Origin of the sequence: Janthinobacterium sp. SUN073 (assembly GCF_030397665.1) — a bacterium.
Classification (GTDB): Bacteria; Pseudomonadota; Gammaproteobacteria; order Burkholderiales; family Burkholderiaceae_D; genus Janthinobacterium.
Window position 1 is genome coordinate 63,987 of the sequence record NZ_JAPUBT010000011.1, and the last position, 18,896, is coordinate 82,882.

At 62.0% G+C, this 18,896-nt stretch carries 21 protein-coding genes and 1 tRNA gene; 15 read left to right on the plus strand and 7 right to left on the minus strand.

Annotation, left to right across the window (positions count from 1 at the left end):
- Nucleotides 1-223 precede the first annotated feature (223 nt).
- Nucleotides 224-670: a helix-turn-helix transcriptional regulator gene (locus O0882_RS23665; protein WP_289952047.1), complete on the minus strand. Its 447-nt coding sequence runs from the start codon at nt 668-670 to the stop codon at nt 224-226.
- 80 nt (nt 671-750) lie between these two features.
- On the opposite strand from O0882_RS23665, the gene O0882_RS23670 reads away from it, so the two are divergent.
- The 12 genes from O0882_RS23670 to O0882_RS23725 all read left to right on the plus strand — a co-directional run bounded on the left by O0882_RS23670 (nt 751) and on the right by O0882_RS23725 (nt 6,103).
- Nucleotides 751-954 (plus strand): hypothetical protein, encoded by a 204-nt coding sequence (locus tag O0882_RS23670; protein WP_289952049.1) that lies wholly within the window; start codon nt 751-753, stop codon nt 952-954.
- A 10-nt stretch (nt 955-964) separates the two neighbouring features.
- Nucleotides 965-1,168: a hypothetical protein gene (locus tag O0882_RS23675; RefSeq protein ID WP_035820909.1), complete on the plus strand. Its 204-nt coding sequence runs from the start codon at nt 965-967 to the stop codon at nt 1,166-1,168.
- Nucleotides 1,169-1,205: 37 nt separating this feature from the next.
- Nucleotides 1,206-1,394, plus strand: a complete 189-nt coding sequence (locus O0882_RS23680; protein WP_046682347.1) for a hypothetical protein — start codon at nt 1,206-1,208, stop codon at nt 1,392-1,394.
- Nucleotides 1,391-1,654 (plus strand): ogr/Delta-like zinc finger family protein, encoded by a 264-nt coding sequence (locus tag O0882_RS23685; protein WP_070300963.1) that lies wholly within the window; start codon nt 1,391-1,393, stop codon nt 1,652-1,654. The genes O0882_RS23680 and O0882_RS23685 overlap by 4 nt, the downstream gene beginning before the upstream one ends.
- A 120-nt stretch (nt 1,655-1,774) precedes the next feature.
- A complete protein-coding gene (locus tag O0882_RS23690; protein ID WP_289952054.1) occupies nt 1,775-2,167 on the plus strand; it encodes a hypothetical protein in 393 nt (130 codons plus the stop codon).
- Nucleotides 2,168-2,268: 101 nt separating this feature from the next.
- Nucleotides 2,269-2,622: a hypothetical protein gene (locus O0882_RS23695; RefSeq protein ID WP_034745810.1), complete on the plus strand. Its 354-nt coding sequence runs from the start codon at nt 2,269-2,271 to the stop codon at nt 2,620-2,622.
- Nucleotides 2,612-4,450: a replication endonuclease gene (locus O0882_RS23700; RefSeq protein WP_289952055.1), complete on the plus strand. Its 1,839-nt coding sequence runs from the start codon at nt 2,612-2,614 to the stop codon at nt 4,448-4,450. The genes O0882_RS23695 and O0882_RS23700 overlap by 11 nt, the downstream gene beginning before the upstream one ends.
- Nucleotides 4,447-4,599, plus strand: a complete 153-nt coding sequence (locus tag O0882_RS23705; protein ID WP_289952057.1) for a hypothetical protein — start codon at nt 4,447-4,449, stop codon at nt 4,597-4,599. Before O0882_RS23700 ends, O0882_RS23705 begins: the two co-directional genes overlap by 4 nt.
- Nucleotides 4,593-4,934: a hypothetical protein gene (locus tag O0882_RS23710; protein WP_289952060.1), complete on the plus strand. Its 342-nt coding sequence runs from the start codon at nt 4,593-4,595 to the stop codon at nt 4,932-4,934. Before O0882_RS23705 ends, O0882_RS23710 begins: the two co-directional genes overlap by 7 nt.
- Nucleotides 4,935-4,944: 10 nt before the next feature.
- Nucleotides 4,945-5,190, plus strand: a complete 246-nt coding sequence (locus O0882_RS23715) for a hypothetical protein (RefSeq protein ID WP_096234255.1) — start codon at nt 4,945-4,947, stop codon at nt 5,188-5,190.
- The gene (locus O0882_RS23720) at nt 5,187-5,912 is read left to right on the plus strand and encodes a hypothetical protein (RefSeq protein ID WP_289952063.1); all 726 of its coding nucleotides are present in this window, start codon (nt 5,187-5,189) and stop codon (nt 5,910-5,912) included. Before O0882_RS23715 ends, O0882_RS23720 begins: the two co-directional genes overlap by 4 nt.
- A 23-nt stretch (nt 5,913-5,935) precedes the next feature.
- On the plus strand, nt 5,936-6,103 hold the full coding sequence (locus O0882_RS23725; protein WP_289952064.1) for a hypothetical protein: 168 nt from the start codon (nt 5,936-5,938) through the stop codon (nt 6,101-6,103).
- 143 nt (nt 6,104-6,246) lie between these two features.
- On the opposite strand, the gene O0882_RS23730 is transcribed toward O0882_RS23725, so the two are convergent.
- From O0882_RS23730 to O0882_RS23755, 6 genes are all read right to left on the minus strand, one after another.
- Entirely contained in the window at nt 6,247-7,428 is a 1,182-nt protein-coding gene (locus tag O0882_RS23730; RefSeq protein WP_289952066.1) for an integrase arm-type DNA-binding domain-containing protein, read from the minus strand.
- A 194-nt stretch (nt 7,429-7,622) separates the two neighbouring features.
- Nucleotides 7,623-7,712: transfer RNA gene (locus O0882_RS23735), tRNA-Ser, on the minus strand.
- Nucleotides 7,713-7,835: 123 nt separating this feature from the next.
- Nucleotides 7,836-9,881, minus strand: coding sequence for an EAL domain-containing protein (locus O0882_RS23740; RefSeq protein WP_289952068.1), 2,046 nt, complete (start codon nt 9,879-9,881; stop codon nt 7,836-7,838).
- Between the two features lies 1 nt (nt 9,882).
- The gene (locus O0882_RS23745; RefSeq protein ID WP_354670288.1) at nt 9,883-11,007 is read right to left on the minus strand and encodes an HDOD domain-containing protein; all 1,125 of its coding nucleotides are present in this window, start codon (nt 11,005-11,007) and stop codon (nt 9,883-9,885) included.
- Between the two features lie 265 nt (nt 11,008-11,272).
- Entirely contained in the window at nt 11,273-11,902 is a 630-nt protein-coding gene (locus O0882_RS23750; RefSeq protein WP_289952071.1) for a response regulator transcription factor, read from the minus strand.
- Nucleotides 11,903-11,916: 14 nt separating this feature from the next.
- On the minus strand, nt 11,917-13,287 hold the full coding sequence (locus tag O0882_RS23755) for a cache domain-containing protein (RefSeq protein ID WP_289952074.1): 1,371 nt from the start codon (nt 13,285-13,287) through the stop codon (nt 11,917-11,919).
- A gap of 242 nt (nt 13,288-13,529) precedes the next feature.
- Between O0882_RS23755 and O0882_RS23760 the strand changes: the two genes are divergently transcribed.
- The 3 genes from O0882_RS23760 (at nt 13,530) to O0882_RS23770 (ending at nt 18,895) form a co-directional block, all read left to right on the plus strand.
- Complete coding sequence (locus O0882_RS23760) at nt 13,530-15,590, plus strand: carbon starvation CstA family protein (protein ID WP_141172269.1); 2,061 nt, start codon at nt 13,530-13,532, stop codon at nt 15,588-15,590.
- A complete protein-coding gene (locus O0882_RS23765) occupies nt 15,590-15,790 on the plus strand; it encodes a YbdD/YjiX family protein (RefSeq protein WP_010396213.1) in 201 nt (66 codons plus the stop codon). The genes O0882_RS23760 and O0882_RS23765 overlap by 1 nt, the downstream gene beginning before the upstream one ends.
- A 225-nt stretch (nt 15,791-16,015) precedes the next feature.
- Complete coding sequence (locus O0882_RS23770) at nt 16,016-18,895, plus strand: response regulator (protein WP_289952079.1); 2,880 nt, start codon at nt 16,016-16,018, stop codon at nt 18,893-18,895.
- The last annotated feature ends 1 nt before the right edge of the window (nt 18,896 follow it).

Consider the following 18,896-nt stretch of genomic DNA (forward strand, 5'->3'; position numbering starts at 1 on the left):
GGCACATTCACATTTCACACCTTGCGGCGTTTCGATGATGATCCCGACGGTATAAGCCTTGCCGTCGTAATAGCACGTATTTCGATCAAACCTGTTGGTCACGGAAGACATCAATTCACATCTATTTTGCGGCCAACAGCAAACAACAAATAATGGAGCTAGAGCGACAACTTTCCATGTAGTTGCGGCCTTTAGCAACGGGAGTCGTCCATTACGCCACGATTTACGTTGGTGATTTTTTTTTGCGACCAACGTTGATCGTTTGGGGTGCAGTAATATCACCATGGATTTGCTGGCCAACCTTGCCATGGAAAACCATTTGCGTATTGCGTTCGACTGATCTGGATGCCGGGGTGGCTGTAGGCTCAATACTTCCCTCAACTACACCAAGAACCCTCGCTTTCGCACGAACATCCAGTTTGCGATAGCCAGTCAACAGTTCATGCTCGTCAGCAGGCAATGCAGAGAGCGCATGTTCGCCAGTCAACAAATACAACACATCTACCCCAGCCGTAGCAACGGCCGCCAAATAGTCAGAATCTGGCGTGCGGGAGCCATTTTCATAGTTGAACTGGGCACCCTTTTTTACTCCACCAAGGGCCGCAAACTCATCCTGATTGAGGCCGAGGCGCTTTCGTTCTTCCTTGAGACGATCAAAAAAATACTTCATTTGAGTACAAATACCTTTCCTAATCACTCAAATGAGTGATATATTTACGCCATTCCGTAGCGATTACAGATCATAACATTATGAATAATTTGTCAAAAGTCGGACGTATTGCGAAGGGCATCACTTCTCGGCCTCTCGGCGTCCGCCTGACGCCTGATGAGGTAGACGAGGTCGAGGGCTACGCGAAGAAACTCGAGCGCTCCCGTGCCTGGTTCCTCCGTTTCCTGATCCTGCGCGGCCTCGCCGACTACAAGCGCGAACTCGCATCCAAACCCACCCACTAAGGACAACGTCATGTACCCCGATGCAAAACGTATCCGCAGCCACCGCGTCATGCTGCGCCTCGACGACTATGAGCACCAGCTCGTTTCCTCGATCGCCAATTACCAGGGCGAAGAGCTTGCGGTGCTGGTGCGCCAGATCGTGATGCGTGAAGCCTTGGCCGTGATCGCCTTGGATGACGCCACCATCGACAGCGTACAGCGTCGCAGCGTTTAAACCGAGTCACTTTTGAGCAACTCTAAAGTTACAGAAAATGCCAGACCATCAAATTAACCTCAATGACGAAGAGCGCGCGGTGCTGGAACTCGTGCGCCAGCGCCAGGGGCTGGCAAGTATCGATCAGGCGGCGGAATGGCTCGTCAAGTCGCGCTTACGCATACAGTCGAAAAACATGACAGGTCGCGGTCGCGCCCTGTACCAAGTGGAAAGAAAGCTGAAATGAGAGTCATCGGCCTGCCCTGTCCGCATTGCGAATACACCGTCCGCGCCGTCAAGAGCCGCACGATGTCCGCCATGTTCAAGGAGATCACCTACATGTGCCAAAACCCCGAATGCGGGCACTCCTTCGTGGCAGGCCTGGAAGTACTGCGCACGCTCTCACTGTCCGCCATGCCCAAGCCGGATATCCGCATCCCGATGTCCCAGCATGCGCGCACGGCGGCCACCAGCCAGCTGGCCTTGGACCTGACGGCGGGCTGCTGATGCCTATCCCGATACTCGCGCCGCCGTAGCCCGGCCGCCGTAACTCCCCTCTTTTGCTGTGCCCTGCTGCGCTCCCTTTTGAGCGTGCGGGATTCGTTCAACCTGAAATAAGGAAAACCGATGGAAAACACGCTGCACGCCACCAATCATGCCGACAAATCCATGGCACCAAGCACGACCTTGCAAAATTGTATTGTCCCCGTGGCACCAACGTGTTTTCTGCTGCAAGCCAGCGCGGGCATCGGCATCGCGGCGCTGACCGCTCACATCCATGAGATTGCCAAGACCTATCACGCCTACGGCGCTGCCAATCTGACCTTCATCGTCGGCGATGCGCAGGCACTGGAGCGTGACGGCTTTTTCGCGCCAGCCAAGCAACGCGCCCTGGTCGGCAAGCTGCCCATCGAGGTGAACTACATTTTCGCCAATGAAGCGGGTTCCCGGCACTGCTGCGGCACATCGCACACGCTCCCGTACTGGGCAGAACACTTTCTCAAGCCAGGGGCACGCTGATGCTGCGCCTGGCCAAAACCTGCGGCATCTGGCTGCTGTCGCTCCTGATCGTCATTGCGCCCGGCGTGCTGCGGGCCATCGGCGCCATCAAGGACTGAACCATGCCGGCATCCCTTATCGACAACCACCTGTCCTTCCAGCCTGCCGCCGAGATTCTGGCCGCGCGCGACAAGGACATGCCGACGCCACCAGGCGCCGGGCATGCGCTGGCCGCCATCGCTGAAGCCAAGGCCCAGCTACGCAGCATCAAGCCGCGCAACCTGGCACCCTTCATGGCACAGGCCTGGGGACTGTCGCCGCGTGGCGCGCGCCGCTCCGTGCTGATTGCCGCCGGCATGGACGCAGACCGCTGGGAATCGCCCATCCACTCATTTACCGAGGAAGAGCGCATCGAGCTGCGCGCCGCCACCTCTGCCGCTATCCGTGTGTACGAAAGACTGTTGAATGCAATCTAAACAAATCCTGCTGCCTGCCCCGCAACGCCACGAAGCCTTTTTGCGATCCGCCCAGTTCGCTCCCGAGCTGGCCCGCATCCCGTTCAAATGGCGCAACCGCGTCATCACGGCCGCCATGGCAAAAATGGCCTGGTCGTCCTGGTACAAAGTCTATGAGTCCGTCGCCACCAGCTTTGTGCGCGAATTCGCCGAACAGTACGTGCCGGCCGGCGTCGATCTGTCGCAAAGCGACGCCGACATCGTGGCCACCGCAGAGCGTGCGGCAGCTGGTGTGGTCAAGGCTCTCTGGTCTGCCACGTCGGACAGGCACGCCCTGCAGATCATGGCCGACGAATGCGCCTCGTATGGCATCGAGCTGCCCGAATTCGACGAGCTCCCCGACACCATCGCCCGCCTGGTGGACGCCCGCTGGTGGCGCCGCCAGTTGCGCAAGAAGGTCAAGCGCGCCTTCGAGGCCGGTAATATCCGCCTGGGGTACGTGAACTATCGCGGCGAACCCTACGCCAGCAACGATGCCGTGCTGTCGCGCCTGGCGCAGAACCGCCGCAACGCGGCCGCGCTGGCCGCCACCCTGGTGCAGAACGAGAACGGCCAGCAATTCAGCATCGCCGAGCTGGCAGAGAAAACGACCGCCAACAAGGCCATCCGGCGCGGCGAGCTGATGTTGCGCATCAACGGCTTTGAACAGATCGCCCGCGAGTGCGGCGACCAAGGCATTTTCATCACCTGGACGTGCCCATCGCGCTTCCACGCCATGCAGCACAGCGGCAAGCCCAACGACAAGTTTGACGGTTCCACGCCGCGCGAGGCCAACGCCTACCTGAGCAAGATGACATCGCTGTGCCGCTCCGCGCTGGCGCGCCGTGGCATCGGCCTGTATGGCTTCCGCATCGCCGAACCCCATCACGATGGCTGCCCGCACTGGCACTTGCTGCTGTTCGTGCGCCCCACCGCGAAATACAAGACGGCTCACCTGCAGGACGTGGCGGGCCGCGCAATCCGCATCATGAAGCGCTACGCATGGCGCGTGGACCGTGGCGAACCGGGCGCCTTCGCGCGCCGCCTGGACGTGAAGCGCATCGACTGGGCCAAGGGCAGCGCCGCCGGCTACATCGCCAAGTACGTGGCCAAGAACATCGACGGCGTGGCCGAGCACAAGACGAAGGAAGGCTATGTCGTCACGGCCGACACCGAAGGCGATGTCGAGCTGACGCCATCGGCGCGCGTCGAGTCCTGGGCCGCCTGCTGGGGCATCCGTCAATTCCAGCAATGGGGCGGCGCGCCCGTCACCGTGTGGCGCGAACTGCGCCGCATCGAAGAGGGCATGCTCAATGAAGCCCCGGCCGCCATGCGCCGCGCCTGGGATGCCGTGCAGAAGATCGACGGCGAAAAGCGCGCCTGCTGGGCCGAATACCTGCGCGCCCAAGGCGGCGCCCTGGTGCCGCGCAAGGAACTGGTCGTCACCCTGGCCAAGGACGAAAAAACCGTCATCGGCCGCTACGGCGAAACGCTGCGCACCACGCCCTACGGCGTGCGCTGCATCGATCTCATCGGCGTGGTCTTCAAGTCCGTGCGCCATACGTGGACGCCGGTACAGGCCACAGGCGGGCACGGGGTGGCTGTTGGGGTTGCCGTTCCTCGGACTCGTGTAAATAACTGTACGCACCCCGACCGCCCTGCCCCGGCCACGCCGCCTGCGGCGCCCGTGCCTGACCTGCCGGACAACGCAAAAACAGCGCTGATTGCAGCCTGGGCGGCCGTCAACGCCTGCCCGTGGCCCCGGCTGATCGTCCCCGACACCCCACCCCAAGAAGGAAATGGCACATGAGCACCTTTTCCGTGACCGTTCGCACGCAAACCGAACGCTTTGAATTTTTTGAGGTTGCCGCATCCAGCGGCGACGTGATCGACGCCGCCATCGACCGCTACGGCGTGTGCGGCGTTACCGCCAAACTGAAAGGAGCACCGCAATGCTGAACACCCTGACCAATTCGCCGCGGCAAATCGCCCTGGGCGACCGCGTGACATTCGATACCGACGAGGGCTGCCAGGCCGGCACCGTCAACGACCTGCGCCGCGACGTGGGCAATGGGGAGCTGCATGCTTGGGTGGAGCTGGACCACCAGTGGGCGGGCATGTTTCGGGCCGTGCCGCTGGCAGCGCTGGTATCTATCAAGCCAGCTCAAACTGAACGCCAACATCTGGCCTCCCTCACCCGCCCCGCGTCCGTGCTGATCGTCAAAGGCAGCGCATGCGGCAAAACCAGCATGTCGCATCAGCTCCACGAATGCAGCACCTGTGCGACTGCGTGAGGGCAATACGATGAATACCTACAGCACAAGATTTCTCGCGACCTGCCCGAACAATGGCGAACACATCTTATATGACCTGGTAATCGACTCCACGGCTGTCATCATGGTCGAGCACATCGTCACCGCGACCAGAATGATCCGGACCGGCTATCACGAAACTATCGCCGACGCACTGCACAAACAGTTCGGCGGTCGCCAAGTCTTGATGGCGCATCACCACGGCGTCGATATCAAGACCGTTCGGGGTGGTGCATGACGCAGCACTACCATGGCACGCCCATCACGCCGCGCAAGGTTCTGGCCCAGCTCAGGGGGCGTTCGTTCTGCATATCATTCGCTCGACCGGATGACGTGGAGTGGTGCCACGAAAACGGGCAAAGCAACATGCTCGACAATTCGGCATTTTCCATCTGGACGGAGAACATGAAGCGCAAGGCCCGTGGAGAAGCGATTGTCGAGATGGACGGCACTTTCTGGCAGGGATTTTACGCCTGGGCTGAACGCTGGCTAACCTACAAAACGACCTGGGCAGTTATTCCGGACGCGATCATGGGCGATGTCAGCGCTAACGATGCCCTCATTGCGCAGTGGCCGCATGGTCAGCGCGGTGCACCGGTTTGGCACATGCATGAGCCCTTGGATCGTCTCAAGCGCTTGTGTGACGAGTGGGAGCGTGTCTGCATCGGATCGTCAGCACAGTTTCGTGTTGTCGGCGCCGCGAACTGGCATCACCGCATGACGGAAGCGATGAACGCGATATGTCAAACCGGCCGTGTGCCGAACTGGCTCCACATGCTGCGCGGAATGAATGCCGCACGTTGGGGCTACCCATTTGCCAGCGTTGACAGCACCGATATTGCCCGCAACCACAACCGGAAAAATAATCCGCGTGAGATGGCCGAGATATGGGATGGCATTCAATGTTCGCCGTTCTGGGATCGCAAGTACGTGCAGGCTGACCTCTTGTGTGCAGCATAAGACGTTCAAAACGAAAGAGAAAAATGGACCAATACAAAGAATTCTGCCGGCTGCGCGACTACCGCAAGCCTGGCGTCGAAGTGCCGCACCACACCGAGGCCGAAGCATTCGCCTTGGCGGTGCAAAACAAAGGCGGACATGCAGAAGCAGCCCAGCGCAAGAAAAACCCCACCACGAAAGGAATCAAATAATGAACGAAGACCGAATTATTTACCGCCAGGACTTATACAAAATGCTGGGCGTCACTTCGGAGACGCTGCGCAGATGGGTCAAGGAGAACAAGCTGCCGCCGGCGGACGTTTCCATAACCCAGCGCACGCTGGGATGGCGCCTTTCAACGCTCCAAGCCGCTGGAATCAGGCTTCTTTAACAGCCAGTCAGCGAAGGCCTGAAGCATCACGCGGCGCTGCTTCAGGTATTCTGCCGAGTTGTAAACTCCGCGCACGCCGCCGTCCTTGTGCGCGAGCTGCACCTCGACGTGGTCCGAGTTGTACTCGTGCTCGTTCGCCCAGGTGGAACCGACCTTGCGCCAACCGTGCCCCGTCATCTTGCCCTTGAAGCCAATACGGTGAATGAGGTAAAGAATCGCGTTTTCACTCATGGGGCGGCTGCCGCCCCGGTCGTTCGGGAAAACGTAATTGCTGCCCCGCGAACGCAGCTTCATTTCCGCCAACAGGTCCAGCGCCTGGGAAGACAGCGGCACCAGGTGCTCGCGGCCCTTCTTCATGCGCTTGCCCGGTATCCGCCAGACATCGCCCTCCACTTCCGCCCAGGTCATGCGACGCAGCTCGTCCGTGCGCGTCCACGTCAATGCCAGCAGCTTGCAGGCCAACACGGACTGAATTTCATCTTCCAGGTCCAGGCGCTCCATGAACGGATGCACCTCGGCCAATGCCAGGGCGGCGAAGCCTTCGCGCGGTTTGCGGGAAAAAGCGACCTTCGAATTGATGTTCGATGCGGGGTTCTCTTCGCAGTGGCCGTGCTGAATGGACCAGTCGAGCACCTGGCCCACCCACATGCGCACGCGCCGGACGTACACGGACAGGCCGGCGGCATCCATCGGGCGCAGCGCGGCCATCAAGTCTTCCTTGGTAATTTCACGCACGGTTTTCGCGCCCAGCGTCGGGGAGATGTACATGGCCAGCGCGCGCAGTGCATTTGCCTTGTAGCCGGCGCTGATGTCCGTGCGTCCCGCCCAGTAGGTATCGATGGCGGCATCAAGGGTAATGGATGGGCTGCTTGCCTTGCGCTTCGGCTTGAGGTCGTCGCCGTCGATCAGTTTCAACCGCAAAACGTCCCGGCGCTCGCGCGCTTCCTTGAGGCCGATCAGGGGATACGGGCCGATGACGGCGGTTTGCTGCTTGCCCTCGTCGTTACGATAGGCCATGCGCCAAACCTTGTTTCCGCTCGGCAGGACGGCCAGCATCAGGCCGTGGCCATCGAAGAGCTTGCGCAGCTTGCCGTCGTTCGGCGTGGCGCGGCGGCAGTCTGCATCGGTAAGCGTATTGATGGCCATGCGAAATCCTGTAGGTACGGGTTTGAGAAAAACCGCATGATACCTACATTTCAGCCTACGCGTGATTCTGTGGGATGGTTTTTGGATGGTTCTGAATCTGTGACTCGGAGGGATGAAAATCAAGCTAAGTCGTTGATTTTCAATGAAATTCGGTGGAATATAGGTTGAGTATACTCACGAATTTTTTATGTACTTGGCGGAAGCGGTGAGATTCGAACTCACGAACAGTGTAACCCGTCGCTAGTTTTCAAGACTAGTGCCTTCAACCACTCGGCCACGCTTCCAGATGGCAGCATTATACATAAAGGTCCGTGGCTTACCAATGGCTAGTACTCCCGTGGCCTTATTTCCCCCCCGGCTCTTCGCCTGTGGGTTCAATACCTGCGCAGGCACTCCAAAGCAAAGCTCTACAGCCCCCAGTTTTCCCGCAGCGCTTTCTCGAACTCCACCGCTGGCAACGGGCGCGAGAACAGATAGCCCTGCACTTCGTCGCAGCCTGAACTCTTCAGGAAGGCCAGCTGCTCCGCCGTTTCCACGCCTTCCGCGATCACTTTATGGTGCAGCTGCTGGGCGATGCTGATGATGGTGCTGGCGATGGCGCAGTCGCTGGCGTCCGTGGGGATGCCGGTGGTAAACGATCGGTCGATTTTTAAGGTGTCGATGGGGAAACGCTTGAGGTAGGACAAGCTTGAATAACCGGTGCCGAAGTCGTCCAGCGACAGGGCCACGCCCAGCGCCGTGATGCGGTCCATTATGCCGATCACGCGCTCGATGTTGTGCATCAGCGTGCTTTCCGTGATTTCCAGTTCCAGCCAGGCCGCTTCCAGGCCATAACGGGCCAGGGTTGCCGCTACCCTGGCGGGCAGGGCCGAGGTGAATTCGCGCGCGGACACGTTGACGGCCAGGCGGATCGGCGGCAGGCCGGCCAGTTTCCACGCTTGCGCCTGGGCGCAGGCCGCTTCCAACACCCATTCGCCCACTTGCACCACCAGGCCCGTCGATTCGGCCAGAGGGATGAACTCGGCGGGCGGGATCATGCCGTGCTGCGGGTGGTGCCAGCGCACCAGCGCTTCGGCGCCGATGATGCGGCCGCTGCCCAGCGCATATTTCGGCTGATAGTGCAGCAGCAGTTGCTGTTCCGATAATGCCTGGCGCAAGCCTGTTTCCAGGCGCATGCGCGCCTGCATGCCCAGGTTCATGTCCTGGCTGTAAAAGGCCACGCTTTCCGCTTCGCCGCCGCTGTCCTGCTTGGCGCGGTACATGGCGATGTCGGCCAGGCGCAGCAGGGTTTCCGCGTCCTGCCCGTCTTGCGGATAGACGCTGATGCCGATGCTGGCGCCCACGCGCAAGTCGTGGCCTTCGATCAGGAACGGTTGCACCAGGGAAGCGAGCAGCTTTTGCGCCACCATGCTGGCCTCGAAGTGCTGGCCGATGTCGAACAGGCCCACGGCGAACTCGTCGCCACCCAGGCGCGCCACCAGGTCCTGGTCGCGCAATACCTTGCGGAAACGCAAGGAAACCTGGCGCAGCAATTCATCGCCGATGCGCCGGCCCAGGGTGTCGTTGATCAGCTTGAAACGGTTCAGGTCGATGAACATCACGCAGCCGAGCATCTTGCTGCGCTGCGCCACGGAGAGGGCCTGGTCGACCAGCTTGGCCAGCAAGGTGCGATTGGGCAGGCTGGTCAGCGGGTCGTAGTAGGCCAGGTGGTGCAGGCGCTCTTCGGCCAGCTTGCGTTCCGTGATGTCCGTCAGGTAGGCGATGAGTCCGATGGGCCTGTTGTCCATGTCCTGCAGCGGCGACAAGGACAGGCTGGCCCAGAAGATCTCGCCCGACTTCTTTCGGCGGCGCACCTCCATCAGGCGCCCTCCCTGCTCCAGAAAGGCGTCGTGGAAGCCCGTATCTTCGTCGTCGTACAGGAACAGGATGTTGCGCCCCACGGCTTCCACCGAGGTGTAGCCGAACAGGCGCTCGGCGCCCTTGTTCCAGCTGGTGATGTAGCCCGTCAAGTCCATCGTCAACACGGATTCGTGCAACTGGTCGAGGATTTGCGTCTGCTGCGCCAGCAAGGCTTCGACTTGCGCAAACGCATGGGTCGAGCGTTGCGCCAGCGAATGCACCTGCAGCACGCCGGCCGTCAGCGAGGCCAGGCTGGCCAGATGGCGGCGGTCGGCGTCGTTGTACAGGCTGCGTCCCGCCACGCTGTAATGGCCGAAACAGTGGCCGTCAAAACTGATTTCCTGCAGCAAGGCGGGCGTATCGCGGGGAAACGGCGCGGCTGGCACAGCGGCGCCCATGCTGCCCGCAGGCAGGAACTGGCCATGCGGGCTGGCCATCACGGCGCTGGCGATACGGCCCAGCTCAGCCACCAGCGCGGGACCGCGCAAACGCACGACGGCATCGCACAGGGCGGCGCTGTCACCGAGGTAATCCGACACCGGCAGCAAGGTCATGCTAGAGATTCCGGCTGACCTGGATGGCCCATTGGTAGGCCTGTAGCAGGCTGCGCCAATAGGTTTCTCCATCGATGCCGGCACGGCGCAAGCCTTCGGGCGGCGGCGTGGCGCTTTCAACCAGCGCCAGCAAGGTGCCCAGCTCGCCATTGCGTTCAAGCAAGGCGTCGTTGACTTCGGGCGCCAGGTTCAGGGTGGCGATGATCTCTTCCATCGGCATGCCCAGCAGGACGTCGAGCAGGGAAAACACACCCGTCATGAAGGCCAGGTCTTGCGCATCGCGGTCACCGCCGCGCAGCTGGCACAGCGCTTCCATCTGCGCCGCGCGCACGGCCGCCAGCGGCAGCAGCGCGTGGATCTTGCCATCGTCCTGTTGCCGCGCATACAGCAGCAGTTGCAGCCAGCGCTGCAGCTGGCGCCGGCCCAGCAGGGTGATGGCCTGGCTGAAGCTCGTAATCGGCGCCGTGAAACCGAAGGCGGCAGAATTGACCAGTTTTAATAGATGATAGCTGAGCGATGGATCTTGCTTGAGCGGCACTTCCAGCTCGTGCGCGTCGGCATCGCGGGCCAGCAGGCCCAGCAGGGCCAGCAAGCGCCGGCGCGAGGTGGCGTCTTCCGGCTCGCTTTGCTGGCGCGCATGCCGCAAGGCGTAGTCGCCGGCAAACCAGCTCACGCCGATTTCTTGCAATGCGGCAAGCTGCGCCGCGTCGACGATGTTGTAGGCCAGGTGCGGCCCCGGCAAGGGCAGCAGCTGATGCAAGGCCGGGCGTGCGCCCGCCGCGTCAAAACTCAGCGCGCGCGCATCGACCTGCGCCGCCACCACGGGACCGGCATCGGCGCCATCGAGCAGGATGCGATAGCCGGCGTCGCGCCATTGCTGGCATTTTTTCTGGATTTGCTTGTCGCTGGCAAACTGCGCCGGCAAACGGAAAATGGTGCGTTGCGGCACCAGTTGCGCCAGCACGGCCTCGTCCACGCCATGCGGGTCGGCCAGGGGAATGATGCAGTCGAGCGGTGCAAGGAAGGCATACGCATCGGCAGTGGCCAGCGCCGCCAGCAGCGGCGCCGTCGAGGCCTGCGGTACATGCAAGGTGACAGCGACCCACTCGTTATGAGCATTGGCCACTGCTTGTAATCCCACCAACGGAAACAGGTTTGATTCAGACGCTGACATCGGTATCTCAGTGTGGGTAGGGCGCCATAGTAAATAAACTGACCAGCATTGGCAACCCTGGCCCGACAGGGATGCCATTTCGACAGCGAGAATCATTCTATCCGAATCTCACCCGCGAAACAGTTTAATTTTGGCAATAAATATTCAAAAAAAACATTTCCCCGGGAGACCCGCCTGTCATGCGGGTTTGAAAAAATTGCCGTGACGCCAAGGTCGTTCAGGCACCGCCGCCATGCGCATGTTCGACCGCATATTTGATCAATTCGGCCTGCCCTTCGATGCCCAGCTTGCGCTTGATGTTCAGGCGGTGCGTCTCCACCGTGCGCACGCTCAAGTCCAGGTCGCGGGCGATCTGCTTGTTCGACTGTCCCGCCGCGATGTGTTGCAGCACTTGCTGCTCGCGCGTGGTGAGGAAGGAATCGTGCACTTGCGGGCGCGATAACTGCCGCGCCAGGGCCGCGCTGTAATAAATGCCGCCGGACATCACCGTCTCGATGGCGAAGACGATATCTTTCCCTGGGGCATCTTTGAGCACATAGCCGCGCGCACCGGCGGCGATGGCTTGCGACACGTATTCGAGCTTGTCGTGCATGGACAGGATCAGCACGGCAATCTGCGGAAACGCCTGCTTGAACAGCGCCGTCGCTTCGATGCCGTTGATGCCGCGCATATTGATATCCATCAACACGAGATCCACCAGGTGGAGGCGCGCCTGAGCCAGGGCTTCGTCGGCGCCGCCCGCCTCGGCCACCACGTCGAAATGCGCCACCGCCTCCAGGCGCGCGCGCAAGCCGTCGCGCACGAGGGGATGGTCGTCCACCAGCAGGATGTTGATTTTCTCGGTCATGGTTGCATATCTATTCAATGTGTGGATGGAAGGCCGAGCCGCGCCAGCACCAGGGTGCCGGCCGGAGATGAGGTGATGTGCAGGCTGCCGCCGATGGCTTCCATGCGTTCCGTCATATTGCGCAGGCCGATGCCGCGCTGCGGATGCAGGGCGATGCCGTCGAAATCGAAGCCGCCGCCATTATCCTGGATGCGCAATTCCACCGCCTTGCCCGCCTCGCGCAGGCTCACTTCCACGCCGCTGGCGTGGGCATGGCGCTCGCAATTGGTCAGCGCTTCCTGGGCGATGCGGAACAGCACGGTATTGACCATGTCGGGCAAGCCCTCGCCCGCCGCCGCAGGGCTGGCCGTGAAACTGGCCTGCGCGCTGCTGCTGTCGTTAAATTCATGCACCAGGTGGTCGAGCGCGGCGGCCAGGCCCAGGTCGTCGAGGATGGCCGGGCGCAGGTTGTGCGAAATGCGCCGCACCTCGCCCAGCACCTTGTTCAGCTGCTCGGCGGCCCGCTCGAAGGTGGCGGGCGCCTTTTCTTTCTGTTCCGTATTGCCGGCCAGGCGCGCGATGCCCGCCTCGATCTGCAGCTTGATGGAGACCAGCCACTGACTGATGCCGTCATGCAAGTCGCGCGACAGCCGCGCCCGTTCCTCTTCCTGCGATTCGACCACGCGCTGCGCCAGCACTTTCAGCTTGGCGTCGGCCACGCGCAATTCGCGCAAGTTCAGCACCAGGCCGCAGGCGGCCACCAGCAGGGAACCGAGGATGGCGATGGCGGCGATCAGCTCCATGGTCGAGCGGATATTGCGCGACTGCTGGGCGTCAACCTTGGCCAACGCCTGGTCCACGTCATCCATGTAAATGCCGGTACCCATCATCCAGCCCCACTCCGGCATCAATATCACATAGCCGAGCTTGGGCGCGGACTTGTTGGTCGAGGGCTTGATCCAGTTGTAGCGCTCGAAGCCGCCGCCGCTCCTGGCGCGCTGCATCAGGCGCTGGATGGTCAGGTTGCCGTCCGCGTCGCGCAACTCCCACAGATTCTGCCCCACCAGCTCGGGCTGGCGCGGATGCATCAGCGACTTGCCCTGCAAATCATAGATGAAGAAATAACCATCGTCGCCATAGCTGAGGGCGGACAGGATGCGCTTGGCTTCCTCTTGCGTGGTGGCATCCTTGCGGCCCGAGCCATATAACGAGGCGATGGAATGGCTGGCGAGGGTCACGTAATGCTTGAGCTCGGCCTCTTTACTAGCCAGATACGCTTGCTGGATGGTGGCGCGCTGCTGCTCGGCCAGGGTAATCGCCTGGTGCCGCACGGCAAACGCGATGGCGCACAGGGCAAGGATGAGCGGCGTGATGGCCAGGAAGATGACTTTCTGTCTGAGTTTCATGGCCTGGCGCTCGGCGGCGTCGATGCTGGTGGGAATACGTGATTTTACGTCGCGGCGCGGCGATCATTCTGCGTAGTAATACTGAGCGTTACTGCGTAGTCGTGCGCTTGCGGCAATTATACGATTCCTGAATACTTGCCATAAGCTGCAAATACACCAAAAGTCACATCAAACTGGCGACGACCAGGACCCGCAACACACATCATCGCACGGCACAGCGCCCGTCAATCTCTGGAGGAAGCATGAACCGCATTTTCAAACAGCTCGGCTGGGCAGCGCTTGCGCTGGCCGGCGCCGGGTCCCTGGGCGTCGTCGCCCTGCAACGTGGCGAACCGATCAGCGCAATCTGGATCGTCATCGCCGCCGTCTGCGTCTACCTGATCGCCTACCGTTTCTACAGCCTGTTCATCGCCGACAAGGTGCTGGGCCTGGACGCACGCCGCATGACGCCGGCCTTCAAGCACAACGATGGCCTCGACCACGTGCCGACCAACAAGTATGTGCTGTTCGGCCACCATTTCGCCGCGATTGCCGGTGCCGGCCCCCTGGTCGGCCCCGTGCTGGCCGCGCAAATGGGCTATTTGCCCGGCATGCTGTGGATTCTTGCTGGCGTCGTATTTGCGGGCGCCGTGCAGGATTTCATCGTGCTGTTCATTTCCATGCGCCGCGACGGCCGCTCCTTGGGTGACCTGATCAAGGCTGAACTGGGCGAAATTCCCGGCATGATCGCCTTGCTGGGCTGCTTCATGATCATGGTCATCATCCTGGCCGTGCTGGCATTGATCGTCGTCAAGGCGCTGACCGGCTCCCCATGGGGCAGCTTCACCGTGATGGCGACGATTCCCATCGCCCTGTTCATGGGCGTGTACTCGCGCTTCATCCGCGTGGGCCGCATCGGCGAGATTTCCATCATCGGTTTTGTGCTGCTGATGCTGGCCATCATCGGCGGCCAGTATGTGCAGGAATCGGCCGTACTGGGCCCGATGTTTACGTTCACCGGCACGGAATTGACGTGGATGCTGATCGGCTACGGCTTCATCGCTTCCGTGCTGCCCGTGTGGCTGCTGCTGGCGCCGCGCGACTACCTGTCGACTTTCCTGAAAATCGGCACGATTCTGGGCCTGGCCATCGGCATCATCGTCGTCGCGCCTTACCTGAAAATGCCGGCCATGACCAAGTTCATCGACGGCTCCGGCCCGGTCTGGTCGGGCAATCTGTTCCCCTTCCTGTTCATCACCATCGCCTGCGGCGCCGTCTCCGGCTTCCACGCACTGATTTCCTCGGGCACCACGCCGAAGATGATTGAAAACGAAAGCCACGCCCGCTTCATCGGCTATGGCGCCATGCTGATGGAATCGTTCGTTGCCATCATGGCCCTGGTGGCCGCCTCGACCATCGAGCCGGGCATCTATTTCGCCATGAACAGCCCGGCCGCCCTGATCGGCACGACAGCCGAGTCCGCCGCACAGGCAATCTCGCAATGGGGCTTCTATGTCACGCCGGAAATGCTGACGCAGACGGCCAAGGATGTGGGCGAGCACAGCATCATCTCGCGCGCCGGCGGCGCACCGACCCTGGCGGTCGGCATGGCGCAAATCCTGTCCGGCGCCATCGGCGGCAAGGCCATGATGGCCTTCTGGTATCACTTCGCCATCCTGTTCGAGGCGCTGTTCATCCTGACGGCCGTCGATGCGGGCACGCGTGCGGGCCGCTTCATGCTGCAAGACTTGCTGGGCAGCTTCGTGCCAGCGCTGAAACAGACGGAAAACGTCATCGCCAACCTGCTGGCCACGGGCCTGTGCGTGGCGGCCTGGGGCTACTTCCTGTACCAGGGCGTGGTCGATCCGCTGGGCGGCATCAACACCCTGTGGCCGCTGTTCGGCATCGCCAACCAGATGCTGGCAGCCATCGCGCTGATCCTCGGCACCTGCGTGCTGTTCAAGATGAAAAAAGGCCGCTATGCGTGGGTCACCATCACGCCAACCATCTGGCTGCTGCTGTGCACCTTGACGGCGGGCTGGCAAAAGATCTTCGACGCCAATCCGCGCGTGGGGTTCCTCGCGCATGCCAAGAAATACTCGGCGGCGCTCGATGAAGGCACTCTGCTGGCACCGGCCAAGTCGGTGGCGCAGATGCAGCAGATCATCTTCAACGATTACCTGGACGCCGGCCTGGCCGCCTTCTTCGTCATCGTCGTGATCAGCGTGCTGTTCTTCGGCATCCGCACCATCATGAAGGCGCGCGCCGACAGCCAGCCGAGCACCAAGGAAACGCCGTTCCAGGCCATGCCCACGGTGCAATGATGATCGATGAAATCATCAAGGCTGGACGGTATCTGGGGCAAAGCATGCGGCTCATGTGCGGCTTGCCCGAGTACGACACCTATGTGGCGCACCGGGAAGTGACCCATCCCGGCGAGCCGATGATGACGTATGAAGAGTTCTTCCGCGAACGCCAGGAAGCCCGCTACGGCGGCGCCGGCAAGCGCGGCGGCTGCTGTTAGTAGCGGGGTCAGACCCTTCGGGTCTGACCCCAGCTTTTCACCGGGTTTGATTTTATGAACCCCAAAAGCAACAACTGGGGTCAGACCCGACAGGGTCCGACCCCGGAGTTCCCCTCCCCTCTCCTCCCTTAGACCCACATCAATATCAGGGTGTGTCTTCGCGTCTATATTTTTCCAATAGGAATTAAATAACAGTCAACGGACGACCGGGGAAGCAGCGAATTCATGTTCAATTTCCAACGCTCCAGCATCAGCCAGAAGCTGACCATGATCTCCGTACTGTCGTCGGGCTGCGCGCTGCTGCTGGTGTTCGTGGCGTTTGCGCTGACGTCCGTGCTCAACCACAAGAACGATGAAGGCAAGCAACTGCTGTCGCTGGCGGGCGTGATCGGTGCGGCCAGCGCGGTGCCCTTGCTGGCGGGCAAACCTGCCCAGGCGCAGGCGGAACAGGTGCTGGCCGCGCTGGCCGCGCGCGACGAGGTGGCCCAGGCGGCCCTGTTCGACCGGGGCGGGCGCCTGTTCGCCCTGTACCGCGCGCCGCAGCATGCGGATGGCCTGGCAGCACCGGAAGACATGGACCCGGCCCTGCTGGCCGACATGGCCGTGCAGCCCGTCACGCAAGGCGCGGGCACGACCCTGGCGCCCGCCATGCGCCTGTACCGTCCCGTCTACCGGCCCGGCGAGCCGCAACAGATCATCGGCGCCGTGCTGATCGAGGCAGACCTGAACCACATGTGGCGCGACATCGGCCGCCACGTGGGCGCCATCGGCGGCGCCACCGTGCTGTCCTTCCTGATCGCCGTCTTCCTGGCGCGGCGCTTCAAGAGCGTGATCGCCGAGCCGATCACCAAGCTGATTGATACGGCGCAAAAGGTATCGAGCAGCCAGACCTACAGCCACCGCATCGCGCACCAGCGCAGCGACGAGCTGGGCGTGCTGATCGACAGTTTCAACGACATGCTGGCGCAGATCGACAGCCGCGACAGTACCCTGGCCAATTACCGCGACCAGCTCGAGCGCCAGGTGGGCGTGCGCACGGCGCAGCTGGAAAAGGCCAAGGATGCGGCCGAAGCGGCCAGCCAGGCGAAAAGCGCCTTCCTCGCCACCATGAGCCATGAAATCCGCACGCCGATGAATGGCGTGCTGGGCATGACGGAACTGCTGCTGGCCAGCCCTTTGAGCCCGCAGCAGCGCCACTACACGAGCATGGTGCAGCGCTCGGGGCAAAATTTGCTGGTGATCATCAACGACATCCTCGACTTTTCCAAGATCGAGGCGGGCAAGCTGAGCGTGGAATACATCCGCTTCAATTTCCGCGAATTGCTCGACGACATAGAACACGTGTTCGCGCCGCAGGCGGAAGCGAAGAACATCAGCCTGGAATTCGATATCGCGTTTGACATTCCCATCGCCATTTGCGGCGACCCGAACCGTTTGCGCCAGATCATCGTCAATCTGCTGGGCAATGCCATCAAGTTCACGGAAACAGGCAAGGTCACCGTGAAAGTGACCGTGTGCAGCGAAGACGCGCCCAGCGTGGGCTTGCGCTTCGAGGTGCACGACACGGGCATCGGCGTGTCGAGCGAGGCGCAGACGCGCATCTTCGAATCGTTCTCGCAGGCCGATGGTTCGACCACGCGCAAGCACGGCGGCACGGGCCTGGGCTTGACGATCTCGAAACAGCTGGTGGAGCTGATGGGCGGCACTATCGGCGTCGATAATGCTTTAACGCAAGGATCGATCTTCTGGTTCGAAGTAAATTTCGATAAGCGGCGAGTCGACAGCGATGACCCGTCCTTCAACCTGAAAACCACACGAGGGTTACGCGCCTTGATCGTCGACCACACCCCCGCCACGCGCGCCGTGCTGGAGCGGCAGCTGGCCAGCTGGCACATCGGCTGCGACAGCGCCGGCACGGCCAGCGACTGCCTGAGCAAGCTGCGCGCGGCCGCGCAGGCGGGCACGCCGTATGCCGTGGCCCTGCTCGACATGGAATTGCCGCGCACCAGCGGCCTAGCCCTGGCCGCCACCATCAAGAGCGACCCGCTGCTGGCCGACCTCAAATTACTGCTGCTGAGCACGGAACAGGCGGCGGCCGACCCCGTGCAGCGGCGCGAGGCGGGCGTGGCTTTCCAGCTGATCAAGCCGGCGCGCGAATGCGACCTGTTCGACTGCATCGTCACGCCGCCGCGCGCCAGCGAGAGCATGCGCATCCATCCGCCGAGCGCGTCCCGACAAGTGGGCCGGCGCCAGCGCCGCCGCGTGCTGCTGGCCGAGGACAATCCCGTCAACGTGGAAGTGGCGCTGGCCATGCTCGACAGCCTGGGCCTGGACGTGGTCTGCGCGCACAACGGCGAAGAAGCCTTGCAGGCGGCGCAGGCCGAGGATTTCGATCTGATCCTGATGGATTGCCAGATGCCCGTGATGGACGGCTTTGCCGCCACGGCGGAAATTCGCCGCCACGAACAGCAGTGCGGCCACGCGCGCGTGTTGCCCATCGTCGCCATCACGGCCAATGCGCTGCAGGGCGACCGCGAGGCATGCCTGGCGGCTGGCATGGACGATTACCTGAGCAAGCCTTTTACGCAGCAGGACCTGGGCCACACGATTGCGCGCTGGATCACCCTGCCGCGCGCGGCCACCGTGCACCACAGTGAGGCGCCGCAGGCGCAAACACCGCAAGCGCCTGTGGAAGTGCCGCCCGAACCGCCGCCCGAGGTAACGCCGCCATCGGCCGCCCCGCCAGCGGGCCAGCCGCTGAACCGGCAAGCGCTGGAAAACATCCGCGCCCTGTCGCGCACCGATGGCGATGCGCTGCTGGAACGGGTCATCCTGGCTTTTACCAGCGAGACGCCGCGCCAGTTGAGCGCCATGCGCGCAGCGATCGCCGGCGCGGATGCGGAAGCGCTGCGCAAGGTGGCGCACAGCCTCAAGTCGGGCAGCGCCAACGTGGGCGCCGATGGCCTGGCGCAGCTGTGCAAGGAGATGGAAAAACTGGGCCGCGCCGGTAGTACCGAAGGCGCGGCTGCCCTGCTGCAGCAGATGCAGCAAGCCTTCCTGGCCGTACGCGAATCGCTGAACGCCATCCTCGTGAAGGAACACTGAC